This is a genomic window from Candidatus Nanosynbacter lyticus, from assembly GCF_030253515.1.
Taxonomy (GTDB): Bacteria; Patescibacteriota; Saccharimonadia; order Saccharimonadales; family Saccharimonadaceae; genus Nanosynbacter; species Nanosynbacter lyticus_A.
Map to the genome: position 1 here is coordinate 124,264 of NZ_CP124549.1, position 11,563 is coordinate 135,826.

Genomic DNA, 11,563 nt, shown 5'->3' on the forward strand with positions numbered 1-11,563 from the left:
TAATACATGATTGATGCGCTGTTTGGCTCAAAAACGAGGGTGAAGTTACTACACCTGTTTTTAGCGAACCCTGAAAAATCGTTTTATGTTAGAGAGATTACGCGATTGATCGGCGAGCAAATTAACTCGGTACGGCGTGAACTATCAAATATGCTCAGGGTCGGAGTCATTGTTTCGAATAATTATGACAATAAGTTGTATTATGCTGCGAATCAGCAGTATGCATACTTCACGCCACTAAAGATGATTTTTGCCGATGAGCGACCGAGTGAGCAAACCGACCATAACAAAAAGAACAGTATACCGTGGGTGGGCGATATCGCTCGGCTGTCCGGGCTAAAGATCGCTATAGTCGCCGGTGCGTTAGTGCGTGGATCGACGAGTCGGGTTGATATACTGTTGGTCGGTCGGCTATCGGAGTCGAGAGTTGGTGTCGCCATTAAGAAAATTGAAAAAGCCGAGGGGAGAGAGCTGAATTATGCTGTAATGAGCTATGATGATTTTTACTATCGTCTGAGCGTTAGAGATAAGTTTGTGATGGAAATAATGAATAGTAAGCACTCGGTTGTGGTAGACGCAGAGAGTATACTAGTATAAGGAGACGTATATGTTTGAAGTAGAATACAAAGGTGCAAATAACGTTATTTTTACAACGAAAATGGTAAAAATCGCGTTTGATCCAGCGCTATCGCTGGTTGGACTTAAGGATAACCTTGGGGTACAGGACGTTGAGATATTGTCGGAGGGTAGATTCGCCGCAAGCAATGTAGTACCACGGCTGCTCTTTAGTGGCCCGGGTGAATATGAGGTCGGCGATGTGTCTCTGAAGGGGGTGGCAGCCTGGCGACACATTGATACGGAAACTGATGTCAAAAAATCAACGATTTACCGTTTAACAATTGGTGGTGTGCGTGTTGTGATTATAGGTAATGTTGCTCCAAAATTGTCAGAGTCTCAGCTGGAGGATATCGGTGTTGTTGACGTTGTTGTGATACCGGTTGGCGGTGGTGGTTACACGCTTGACGCGACATCTGCGGCTCATATGGTACGCCAGCTGGAGCCGAAAGTGGTTATCCCGGTGCATTATGCTGATGGTGCATTACACTACGAAGTGCCGCAAGACGACCTGTCGGTGTTTGTTGGCGAAATGGGCGTGGAGACTATTGATGCTGGATCAAAATGGAAAGTGAAGGGGACGGCGTCTTTACCTGAACAACTATCAATCATTACTGTCGCGCGGAGCTAGGCCAGTCGATACGTTGCACTAATAAACCCCCTCCTTGTCTGGAGGGGGTTGAGCCTAGACGGTTTTTGTCTGTATCGGGCGTAACAACCCTTTCTTTTTAAGAGTACGAATTGCTTGAGTACTCAGAACCAACGTGACTTTTTGACCATCTACTACAAGAGTTTTCTTCTGTAGGTTTGGCTTAAAAGTGCGCTTGGTACGGCGAAGGGAAAAGCTAACGTTGTGACCGTATTGCTTGCCTTTGCCGGTTAGTTCGCATCGTGATGCCATTTCCAACCTCGCTTTATATTAACTAAACAATCTATCGTATTGTAGCGGTATTTCTATAATTAGTCAAGGTGTTATAATGGTAATTATGGATTTGGCATATTTAGGTATGGTCTTGGTGGTCATTCTCGTCTCAATGACGCTACACGAGGCGATGCATGCGTTTATGGGCTATTTTCTCGGAGATGATACGGCCAAGGCGGAGGGGCGGCTGACGTTAAACCCGCTGAAGCATATTGATCCATTCATGACGCTTTTGCTGCCATTATTACTAGCTATGCTAGGGCTGCCAATTTTTGGTGGTGCTCGACCGGTGCCGTTTAATCCTCAGCGCGTACGACACGGTGAATGGGGCGCAGCGTTTGTGGCGCTTGCTGGGCCACTGACTAATTTGTTTTTAGCGTTTTTAGCGTTTGGCGTGGGTGTCGTCAGCGGGGTTATTACTAGCGGCGGGCTGATTCAAAATACATTAGTGGGGCAAATCATTAGCCTCGTCGTGTTGGTTAATTTAGGTTTTTTCGTGTTTAATATGTTGCCGCTGCCACCACTCGATGGGTCGCGGGTGCTGTACGCGCTTGCTCCAGAGGGTGTGCGCCGTGGCATGGAGTGGATTGAGCGCTACGGGGTAATGGTGGTGTTTATCATTATTATGATTGGGCAGGCGGCAATTGGGCGAATTATGACGTTCGCTACGAACGGTATTATCCAATTCTTTTGCATGATTTTTGGTGTATAATAGAGATAGCCTCAGGTAGGCGGGTGCATATGATTTTCCTAACATCATATGATAGGGAGTCCTAATGGTCAGTCATCGTGGTGACTGGTTGCGGATACCCACCTTGCATTTATGCGGGGGAATATCACGCGCTTGCACTGCTTGGGGCTTTTATGATGTATAATAATAGGGCAGCCTATTAAGCGATCGCTTGGCGGTGAAGCCAAGAGGAAAGTCCGGGCAGTAAAGGACACCGACAGTCGCTAACGGCGACCGGGGGCAACCCTAGGGAAAGTGCCACAGAAACAAAACTACCTTTGTGGCGATAGACACAAAGGAAAAGGTGAAACGAGTAAGGTAAGAGCTTACAGTCCTCGGTGGTGACACAGAGGAGAGGTAAACCCTGTCGACTGCAAGGAGGTCTACAAATGAGTTGTCCGCTCGTAGACCGATAACCGCTTGATTTATCTGGCAACAGGTAAACTAGATAGATGATCGCTCGCGACAGAACCCGGCTTATCGGTAGGCTGTAAACTAAAACCTTCTCTACCGAGAGAAGGTTTTAGTTTGCTGAAGGTACTTTCTTATAGCGCTGTTTTAACAATTGCGACAAAGGCCGTAGGCTCGTTAACGGCCAACTCTGCCAGTACTTTTCGATCGAGCTCAATATTATTTGCCTTGAGAGCGGCCATGAGCCTGCCGTACGTTGTGCCCTCTTGACGAGCGGCAGCATTAATACGGGTAATCCACAGGCTGCGGAGATCACGTTTCTTATTGCGTCGGTCACGATAGGCATATTGCAGAGCCCTAATTACCCCCTGCTTCGCTAAGCGAAAGCTACGAGTTCGGCTGTGCTGCATGCCTTTAGCGGCTTTTAGAATTTTCTTGTGCTTTGCGTGTCCGGAGACGCCTCGTTTTACCCTCATAGATTAAACTCCCATTGCTCGTCGGGCATTCTTTGCCATCGAGCCTGTTACCTTTGCTGTTGTATTAATCGCACGTTTACGGCTTTTTGACTTCTTGGCTAAGAAGTGACCGCCAAATGCACGTTGACGAGTTAGCTTGCCAGAGCTCGTTAACTTAATGCGCTTCGCGGTACCTTTGTGGGTCTTTAGTTTTGGCATTATTTACTCCTTATTACCACACTCAGATTGCGACCAGCCATCTGAGGTTTTTGTTCTAGAATCGCCTCCTCCTCAAGCTGATCAGTGATTTTTTGGATCAATTCGTAGCCGATTTCTTTATGCGCCATCTCGCGACCCTTATAGACGACTTGGATACGGACCTTGTGCCCATTGGCGAGAAAGTCTCGTATTTTGCGCAGCTTGACTTCGAGGTCGCCAGCGCCAATCTTCAGACCAAAGCGCATTTGCTTGAGATCGCCGACTTTTGCCGCACGCTTGTTGCGCTGCTGGTCTTTAATCTTCTGATATTGGAACTTGCCCCAGTCAATAATCTTGGCGACTGGTGGATTGGCATTTGGTGATATTTCAACGAGATCAAGTCCCGCATCCTCCGCCGCCTGAAGGGCGTCGCGCAGGGGCATTATCCCCAGTTGTTCACCGTCAGAACCAACAACGCGCAGTTCCCGGGCACGGATTGCTCCGTTAATACGAATTGATTTATTAATCTCCTAGCTCTCCTTTTGAAGCAATTTTAGATTAATTTCATCAGCCATTGTATCAGGTATAGGGGTAGATTTCAAGCGCTAGGTCGGGATAATCTGTCGGTATTGTAGGCTTTCGGCGACATGAGGAATGGTTATTTCTGATGATGACTCAAGATCAGCGATAGTGCGAGCAACCTTGATAACTTTGAAATAGCCACGAGCGCTTAGGTCAAGCTTTTTGGCGGCTGTAAGGAGAAATTGCTTGGCATCAATCGTTAGGGCAGCTATTTTATCAACACTACTGCTATCTATATCAGCGTTGTATTTATTACTATTCCCGTATCTGTTAGTTTGTAGTGTACGAGCTACCTTAATCATATTTTCAAACTGTTTTTGTTGTGAATCCGACGATGACTTATGGGACAACAAATCTTCATGTGCGACGCGGGAAACATTGATTGTTAGATCAATACGATCAAGGAGCGGGCCAGATAATCGTTTCTGATAGTTCAAGATTTGGGTCGACGAGCAACGGCAACTTTTTTCTGGATCGCCCAGATAACCACATGGACAAGGGTTCATCGTGGCAACTAACATAAAATTGGCGGGGTAGTAGTATTTGCCTTGGGCGCGGGAAATTGTGATCTGCTTATCCTCAAGCGGCTGACGAAGCGATTCCAATGTCGTCCGTGGATATTCTAATAATTCGTCTAAGAAAAGTGTGCCGTGGTGCGCGAGACTAATTTCGCCGGGCGTGGCCTTTGCACCACCGCCAATCATTGATATGCGGCTTGCGGTGTGGTGTGGTGTGCGAAATGGTCGGTCGGTAACGATATCATGACTAACTTGATTGCCATCAAGATTGTGGAGTTTTGTCACTTCGATAATCTCAGCGTCAGATAGCGGCGGTAGGAGTGAATTGAGTGCGCGTGCTAGCATGGTCTTGCCGGATCCCGGTGGTCCGGACAGCAAAATATTGTGCCTACCCGCGACGGCAATGGCGACAGCTCGCTTGGCCTGCTCTTGTCCGCGGATGTCATCAATGATGATGCCGCGTTTCTTTTGGCGATATTGCTGCTTTGTTTTTACTGCGGGTTGGATGAGTTTTTCTTGTTTGAGGTGGAGAAATAATTCGGTCAGATTATTGACGGGGATTACGGTAATATCAGAAATAAGCAAGGCTTGTTCGCTGTTGGAAGCTGGTAGGTATACCGTCGAGATACCGTGCTGCTTGGCGGTTTCGGCAATAGTAATGGCCGAGCGAATGGGGCGAAGACTACCATCGAGTGCCAATTCACCAGCAAATAGCGCTCCCTCTAGGGCGGTTTGAGGAAGTTGTTTGCCGAGACAGAGAATTGCGAGGGCTATTGGTAGGTCGAATTGCGTACCGTCTTTTGGTAGTTCCGCCGGGGCGAGATTGATGGTAATTTTACCTTTTGGAAAATCAAGTAGCGAGTTCTTGATGGCGCTGCGAACGCGATCACGCGATTCATCGATTGCTTTGTTGCCAAGTCCGACGATTTGTAGTCCAGGTAGTCCTCGTGATATGTCGCCTTCAATTTCAATAAGCTGACCGTGAAAGCCATATGGCGTCGCTGAAACTACCTTGCTAACCATATACCTAGTAAAGCATAGATAGCTAGACTTGAAAAGGGAAGGTTGCTATAATTCAAGGCAGATTGATGGGGCTGATATAGCTTTCGACAATTGGACTTTATCAAGATATTCTGCGAGCCGACGATACGCGTAACGTATGTTTTAGTTGCAAAGTCTAAACTTGCAGGTGCATTTGCTAGCCTGAAGAGTGTTTTCACTCCGATGGCTGCTGCGCCAGTCGCTGCTTAATTTAAGCGACCGTCCTTGCTTTGCGGCAACAGGCAAAGCCTAGGGTGTCATATATATGTTGCTGGCTGCATGTTCGGAAGCGGCGGACATGTGGGACTTTCTCCGCGTAACGAAGCTTGGTTTTTTGGTTCGTTTTTAAGCCGAGCAACGTTATAAAATAAATTAAAAGAACCTATGCTCGTAGACGGATATCATGATACCAGTTGGACCCGGGGGCAGTACCCGGCAGCTCCACCAGACAGTTATATATCGACCTAAAGAGGTCGATTTTTTATCGTAAAACAGGTGATAATGTGGCTGCGTGTGTTGCTATGAAATGAAAACAACCACCTGCGAGTAGTGGTTGTTTTCAAAAAGTGGAGTTTTACGTGTGCTGTTTATTTTTGGCTCCCGACAAGTTGTGTATAACTTTTTTATTCAGAAGCTACCCCTATAGTAAATGATAAAAATGGTTATGTCAATAACCTTTGAGAAAAAATCTAGGTAAAAAATACCACATAATTTAGAGGGTCAGTGAAGTGGTTTGATGAAAATATAGGTTGTTGCTGGACGAGACGGTTGAACCCTGATGGTTCCTGGTTGGTGCCCCGCACGGCCGGTGTTTTACCTGCGAGATGGCGAAACGGGATACGCTAAGGGCTTGGTTGTTTTGGTGTTTTATTTGTGGAAACGTTCAGCGAGCCGCATTAATTGCTAGATTATTTGTCAGATTTATGATGTCGTATGGAGTGGCTATACAAGAACTATGGATTAGCGGGCGGTATAGTAAGTATATGTTTATATTACAATGTTGTGTATAAAACATTTCATAGAACATAACAGATGAAAATATGTAAAGATTGTTACAAAAACGTTATAAATACAACATATTTTTTATGTGAAGTATTGACCGATAAGCGTATGCATGATAGTATTAGTACAAGCTTTTAAGGAAATAAAAAGCAAAAATCAGTACAATAATAAATAACAATAACAACATTAACAATTTACGTGACCGAATTCACAGTAACGCATATCGTTTGGCGTATAGTCGGCAGCAGTATGAAGCCGGAATAACAAAAGATTATTCCGCCATAGTGTTGCCGATGCTCCGCCGAACTTGTGATTGTTAACCTGTAGTTAACAGTTGCAATGTAACGCGTTGAGCGCGCGTATAATTAGTACCACTGCGCATCCAGTTAATCCTTGTTAGGTGATTAGCAATGAGACTACTGGATGTGCAGGAAGAGGAACGTTGCGCAAGGACATGCTCCGAAATTCGGAGCGGTCAGTTGCCCTGAGCGGCGGATTTTGAACAGGTGACCGCGCCCTAATAGTTATTGAGTGCGGCGGATGGTTCACCTGATCATATAATGGTTCGTCGCCTGGGCTCCCTTAGTCTATGATATAGTGTGAGTATGAAGTGTCGGTATGTTGCTATGGTCGCGGCGCTGGCTGCGACGGCAGATGTCGTATTGGTGCACACGGTGACGCCAATGAGCGTTGGTCCGTTGGGTATCCTAGCGTTTTTCGTATGTCTGTATATAGCAACTGCGTCGATCTGTTATTTGGTGATGGCTGCGGTGAAGCGTATAGCGATGCGTGTTGTTCAACATAATATGTATCGTGGCTTGGCCTCGGTAACACCGTTGAAATTATATTATTATGCGAGTATCATCGGGCTTATACCGGTTATCTTACTGGGAATGCAATCAATTGGTGGTGTTACGGCGTGGGATGTCCTGCTTCTGGTGCTTTTTTTGAGCCTTGGTTGTTTTTATGTACACAAACGATTTTAGGGCGTAGGAACTCTATCGGTAACGTGGTACAATATAGGTATGAATCCAGAGTTGCCTCAGGTGCGTCCACCGGTTGAGAGCTTACCGCCCGCTTCAAGCGGCGAGCTTCGGCTGGATGACGATGTAAATCAGGTAGAGACTGAGAAACGCTCCGCCGAACGCTCAGCGGTAAATGTGGCGAACTCACAGATGCCAGCAACAGCACTACCGACTATTCCAGCGCCAGCGCCTCCAGCGGTACAGGCTCCTGCATCGACGACGTCAACTGACGATACGCCGCTGATAGCTGGTGATGATGATTTGATTGAGAAGGAGTGGGTTGATAAATTGAAGCGGATTATTACCTTGACAAAAGATGATCCGTACGAACGGGCGCGAGTAATTGCACAGCTGCAGGCTGATTATCTCAAAAAGAGATACAACAGGGAGATGGGCCAATCAAACGGATAGGAATATGGATAGCGGGCCGTTAATTACTGGTTTTATCGTCGTCGTAGTATTAGCGATCGGTGTGACGATTGTCACGCTGCAGTATCGCAAGATGCTGCGTGAAGCAAAAAATTATGAGCGCGGGCTAAAAATGGTGCCGCTGCTCATTCATTTGCCGCCATCAAGCGAGGATATTGACGGGGCGAGCCGTGACCAACGTGATTTGACGGAAGAAATCCTCAGCCAAGCGCAAGTGATGTATAACATTATATCAAGTACCGCCACGAAAGGATTTAAGAGTCGACTCTACGGACAGCGTCATTTGTCATTTGAGATTATTGCGCGTGGCGGTTTGGTGCATTATTATGCCGTGGTACCGACGGTGTTGGTCGATGTAATTCGCCAAGCGATCGCGGCAGCTTATCCGGCGGCGCGGTTGGAAGAAGTGGCTGATACGAATGTGTTTAGTAAAATTGGCAAGATGAGCGGGACGATTGGTGGTGAGTTCTCGCTTCGTAAATCGTTCGTCTATCCTATCGCAACCTACCAAGAGTCAAAGCGAGACGCGTCGCGGGCGCTACTGAATGCCATGTCGGCGGCGACAAAAGATGATGGTATTGGCTTGCAATTTCTGGTTCGGCCGGCACGGGAGGGCTGGTCGCGCGCTTCGGAAGAGCATGTTGAGAAAATGAAGAAGAACAAGGGTAAGAAATCAACGAAGGTGGCGGGCGTTGATATCTCAATGGTTGGGGACATTTTTGAGGCGTTGTGGAAACCACCACAGTCGGCAAAAGAAAAAGAAGGTGAGATCAAGCCCGAAGACAAGCAGCTATCATCGCTAGAGCAGGCAGAGGTTGATGCCGTTAGTGAGAAGACGCGTTATCCGGCGTATGAGGTATTGGTGCGGGTGGTAATTTCATCAAATACTGCCGCTCGTTCACAGGTGTTGCTTAAAAATATTATCGCTGCGTTTGCGATGTTTGACTCGCCACGCAATAATGGTTTTCGTTTTTCGCTGACAAATAATATTGAGGAAATGACTACGGCGTATATTATGCGGTTTTTCCCGCAGCATATTCGCAGCAATATCCTTAATAGTGTTGAGATGGCGACTCTGTTTCACTTGCCGAGCGCAACTGCTATTCCAACCTCACAGGTTAAGCGGCAGATGTCCAAGCAGGTTGATGGGCCGACTGACGTTTTGGATGAAGGATTATTGATTGGTTACAATGAATTTCGTGGTACGAAAAAGCCAATTCGTATCGGTACGAAGGATCGCCGTCGCCACGTTTACATCATCGGTCAGACTGGTGTTGGTAAGTCGGTATTGCAGGAAAATATGGCGTATCAAGACATGATGGACGGCCGAGGATTTGCGCTGATCGATCCGCACGGTGATTTGGTTGAGTCGCTCATGGGGAAGGTGCCGAAAGAGCGAGTGGAAGATATTATCTATTTCAACCCCGCCGATATGGAAAACCCGATTGGTCTCAACATGTTTGAATTCGACAGTCCAGATCAAAAGGACTTTCTGGTGCAGGAGGCGATTAACATGCTGTATGGCCTGTACGATCCAGGGCATACCGGTATTGTGGGGCCACGGCTTGAGCATATTTTCCGCAACTGTGCGCTGCTGTTAATGGCAGATCCGGCGGGTGGAACATTTATTGATGTGCCGAAGTGTCTCATTGACCCAGAATTTGTGAAGAGCAAGCTGAAGTACGTCACCGATCCGCAGGTGATTGATTTCTGGACAAAGGAGTTCCCGGCCTCACAGCGATCAAATGAGGCCGGTGAGGTGATATCGTGGGTGGTCTCGAAGTTTGGCCCATTTATCTCTAATGATTCGATGCGTAATATCATCGGCCAGACGAAATCAGGGTTTAACATCCGCGAGATTATGGACAATAAAAAGATTCTGCTGGTTAATCTGTCAAAAGGTAAGCTTGGTGAGCTCAATGCCAAGCTACTAGGAATTATCTTTATCATGAAGTTCCAGGCGGCGGCTATGTCGCGGGCTGATATCCCAGAAGAGCAGCGCGAAGACTTTTCGCTATATGTTGACGAGGTGCAGAACTTTGCGACTGATAGTTTTGAATCAATTTTGTCTGAGGCGCGAAAATATAAGCTGAGCCTGATCATGGGTAACCAGTTCATGACGCAGCTAACGGAGAAGATTCGTGAGGCTATTATTGGTAACATTGGTACGGTTATCTCGGGGCGTATTGGTATTACTGACGCGGAATTGATGGTCAAGAAGTTTCAGCCAGTGTTTGACATTGATGACTTATCAAAGCTACCAAATTTCCAGTCGATCGCTTCGGTGATGATCAATAATGTACCGTCGGCGCCGTTTAGTATGAACTGGGTGCCACCGATGGGGCAGGTTAACAATCAGCTCCGCGATGCGTTGGTGCGACTATCGGCAGCAAAGTACGGCAAACCACGCGCGGTGGTTGAGAAGGAGATATTTGAGCGGCTTGGTCGCAATAAAAAGCCAGCGACTTCGTCGACTGGCCCATCACTCAATCGGCCGACTGCAAAGAGTGGTTCGTCTTTCCTGGACGAGTGGTTGTCAAAACGTCAACAACTTGGTGGTGGTAAGCCAGGGGCCATGGGCGCTGCTGCTCCGGGTGCGGGGCAGTCTCGGTTGGGTACGCCATCGCCGCTAGCTCCACAGTCAGGCCGTCCAGCTACGTCGCGACTAGCGTCGCCGACCTCAGGCTTGGCGGGTGCGCAACCACCGTTGGCTTCTATGCGACCGCCACAGATTGGGCAAGGCGCTGTGCCACAAGGTGTCGCTATGCCCGCCCAGATGGCTGGCCAGATGTCGCGGGGGGTTGGTGCTTCGCCGAACGGGCCATTGGGGCAGCCAGCGAGTGCGCCTCATGATAGTTTACGATCACCAGATCAGCATCCGGCGCCTGCGCCGACAGTGGCTGGTTCGGATGTGGCTGCGCAGGTCGCGCCGCTATCAATTGCTGATAGGATGGCGGCGGAACTGCAGCAGACAGAGCCGCAAAACCGCCTCGACCTGCGCGGTGATAATAACGATGATGGCGAGGTGTCGATCAAGCTACGCTAGGCGTGGGCCAGGCTATCTTTTATTGAGGAAGCCAACGCGAGCGTACTCAATAATGGCGCCGATAACCCAACCACAACCAAAGAGAATGATCGTTTCTGATCCAGAGAGAACGTAGCCGTAGTGGCGGGCGATAAAGTAGACGATGACTGAGGAAATTGCGCCAAGTGCGCCAGCAATAATGAGGTTCGGGCGTGCGACGGTGCTGCCGATAGCTTCACTGGCTTTTTCAACGGCTGGGTTGTGGATGACCTTGCTAAAGGTGCGTGAAGCTGGCGATAATTCGCTCTGCATTTTTTTCATGGTTTTCCGGTAGCTGTCGGTACGGTCGGCTTTGGTGATCTGGCGAGGTGCCTCTGAGACTACTGGCTTCTCCGTTTCAGCGGTTTGGCTTGCCTCGGCTTGCTCTAATGCTTCGTGACGAGCATCGTCGAGCTTTTCATGTTGTCGTTCGGCAGCTTGTTCGGCCCGCCGCTCCAGTTGTTCGGCTGTTGATCGTTCTATTTCGCTGGCTGACCGCTCAAGTTCGCCAGCGTTTTTTGCTAGCTCCGGATTAGCCCCATAAATTTTTTCTGACATGTGTTACCCTCCC

The 11,563-nt window shown here is 48.0% G+C and carries 12 protein-coding genes and 2 other RNA genes; 8 read left to right on the forward strand and 6 right to left on the reverse strand.

The window, feature by feature from the left end:
• Window positions 1–6: 6 nt before the first annotated feature.
• Both NLML1_RS00650 and NLML1_RS00655 read left to right on the forward strand, forming a co-directional pair.
• The gene (locus tag NLML1_RS00650) at window positions 7–597 is read left to right on the forward strand and encodes a transcriptional regulator (RefSeq protein ID WP_162323066.1); all 591 of its coding nucleotides are present in this window, start codon (window positions 7–9) and stop codon (window positions 595–597) included.
• A gap of 10 nt (window positions 598–607) precedes the next feature.
• Entirely contained in the window at window positions 608–1,246 is a 639-nt protein-coding gene (locus NLML1_RS00655) for an MBL fold metallo-hydrolase (RefSeq protein ID WP_162323067.1), read from the forward strand.
• 54 nt (window positions 1,247–1,300) lie between these two features.
• Here NLML1_RS00655 and rpmB read toward each other — a convergent pair whose 3' ends face one another.
• On the reverse strand, window positions 1,301–1,516 hold the full coding sequence (rpmB, locus tag NLML1_RS04430; RefSeq protein WP_162323068.1) for a 50S ribosomal protein L28: 216 nt from the start codon (window positions 1,514–1,516) through the stop codon (window positions 1,301–1,303).
• A gap of 85 nt (window positions 1,517–1,601) precedes the next feature.
• On the opposite strand from rpmB, the gene NLML1_RS00660 reads away from it, so the two are divergent.
• Together NLML1_RS00660 and rnpB are read left to right on the forward strand one after the other, a co-directional pair.
• Window positions 1,602–2,249, forward strand: a complete 648-nt coding sequence (locus tag NLML1_RS00660) for a site-2 protease family protein (RefSeq protein ID WP_285441661.1) — start codon at window positions 1,602–1,604, stop codon at window positions 2,247–2,249.
• A 170-nt stretch (window positions 2,250–2,419) separates the two neighbouring features.
• An RNA gene (rnpB, locus tag NLML1_RS00665) (RNase P RNA component class A) lies at window positions 2,420–2,763 on the forward strand.
• Window positions 2,764–2,812: 49 nt separating this feature from the next.
• Here rnpB and rplT read toward each other — a convergent pair.
• The 4 genes from rplT to NLML1_RS00685 form a co-directional block, all read right to left on the reverse strand.
• Complete coding sequence (gene rplT / locus NLML1_RS00670; RefSeq protein WP_285441662.1) at window positions 2,813–3,154, reverse strand: 50S ribosomal protein L20; 342 nt, start codon at window positions 3,152–3,154, stop codon at window positions 2,813–2,815.
• Window positions 3,155–3,157: 3 nt separating this feature from the next.
• Window positions 3,158–3,352, reverse strand: coding sequence for a 50S ribosomal protein L35 (gene rpmI, locus NLML1_RS00675; protein ID WP_138076250.1), 195 nt, complete (start codon window positions 3,350–3,352; stop codon window positions 3,158–3,160).
• Window positions 3,352–3,858, reverse strand: a complete 507-nt coding sequence (infC, locus tag NLML1_RS00680; RefSeq protein WP_311135440.1) for a translation initiation factor IF-3 — start codon at window positions 3,856–3,858, stop codon at window positions 3,352–3,354. The genes rpmI and infC overlap by 1 nt, the downstream gene beginning before the upstream one ends.
• 78 nt (window positions 3,859–3,936) lie before the next feature.
• Window positions 3,937–5,454 (reverse strand): YifB family Mg chelatase-like AAA ATPase, encoded by a 1,518-nt coding sequence (locus NLML1_RS00685; protein WP_285441663.1) that lies wholly within the window; start codon window positions 5,452–5,454, stop codon window positions 3,937–3,939.
• Between the two features lie 67 nt (window positions 5,455–5,521).
• Between NLML1_RS00685 and ssrA the strand changes: the two genes are divergently transcribed.
• The 4 genes from ssrA to NLML1_RS00705 all read left to right on the forward strand — a co-directional run bounded on the left by ssrA (window position 5,522) and on the right by NLML1_RS00705 (window position 10,974).
• Window positions 5,522–5,919: a transfer-messenger RNA gene (gene ssrA / locus NLML1_RS00690) on the forward strand.
• A gap of 1,160 nt (window positions 5,920–7,079) precedes the next feature.
• The gene (locus NLML1_RS00695; protein ID WP_285441664.1) at window positions 7,080–7,460 is read left to right on the forward strand and encodes a hypothetical protein; all 381 of its coding nucleotides are present in this window, start codon (window positions 7,080–7,082) and stop codon (window positions 7,458–7,460) included.
• Window positions 7,461–7,499: 39 nt separating this feature from the next.
• On the forward strand, window positions 7,500–7,910 hold the full coding sequence (locus NLML1_RS00700; RefSeq protein WP_171271690.1) for a hypothetical protein: 411 nt from the start codon (window positions 7,500–7,502) through the stop codon (window positions 7,908–7,910).
• Between the two features lie 4 nt (window positions 7,911–7,914).
• Window positions 7,915–10,974: a type IV secretory system conjugative DNA transfer family protein gene (locus tag NLML1_RS00705; protein ID WP_285441665.1), complete on the forward strand. Its 3,060-nt coding sequence runs from the start codon at window positions 7,915–7,917 to the stop codon at window positions 10,972–10,974.
• Window positions 10,975–10,986: 12 nt separating this feature from the next.
• Here NLML1_RS00705 and NLML1_RS00710 read toward each other — a convergent pair whose 3' ends face one another.
• Entirely contained in the window at window positions 10,987–11,550 is a 564-nt protein-coding gene (locus NLML1_RS00710; RefSeq protein ID WP_285441666.1) for a hypothetical protein, read from the reverse strand.
• Window positions 11,551–11,563 lie beyond the last annotated feature (13 nt).

Coding starts and splice junctions, on each gene's coding strand:
- rpmI (WP_138076250.1), bottom strand. CDS start 3,352: ATGCCAAAACTAAAGACCCACAAAGGTACCGCGAAGCGCATTAAGTTA.
- NLML1_RS00705 (WP_285441665.1), top strand. CDS start 7,915: ATGGATAGCGGGCCGTTAATTACTGGTTTTATCGTCGTCGTAGTATTA.
- NLML1_RS00655 (WP_162323067.1), top strand. CDS start 608: ATGTTTGAAGTAGAATACAAAGGTGCAAATAACGTTATTTTTACAACG.
- rplT (WP_285441662.1), bottom strand. CDS start 3,154: ATGAGGGTAAAACGAGGCGTCTCCGGACACGCAAAGCACAAGAAAATT.
- rpmB (WP_162323068.1), bottom strand. CDS start 1,516: ATGGCATCACGATGCGAACTAACCGGCAAAGGCAAGCAATACGGTCAC.
- NLML1_RS00695 (WP_285441664.1), top strand. CDS start 7,080: ATGAAGTGTCGGTATGTTGCTATGGTCGCGGCGCTGGCTGCGACGGCA.
- NLML1_RS00685 (WP_285441663.1), bottom strand. CDS start 5,454: ATGGTTAGCAAGGTAGTTTCAGCGACGCCATATGGCTTTCACGGTCAG.
- NLML1_RS00710 (WP_285441666.1), bottom strand. CDS start 11,550: ATGTCAGAAAAAATTTATGGGGCTAATCCGGAGCTAGCAAAAAACGCT.
- NLML1_RS00660 (WP_285441661.1), top strand. CDS start 1,602: ATGGATTTGGCATATTTAGGTATGGTCTTGGTGGTCATTCTCGTCTCA.
- NLML1_RS00700 (WP_171271690.1), top strand. CDS start 7,500: ATGAATCCAGAGTTGCCTCAGGTGCGTCCACCGGTTGAGAGCTTACCG.
- NLML1_RS00650 (WP_162323066.1), top strand. CDS start 7: ATGATTGATGCGCTGTTTGGCTCAAAAACGAGGGTGAAGTTACTACAC.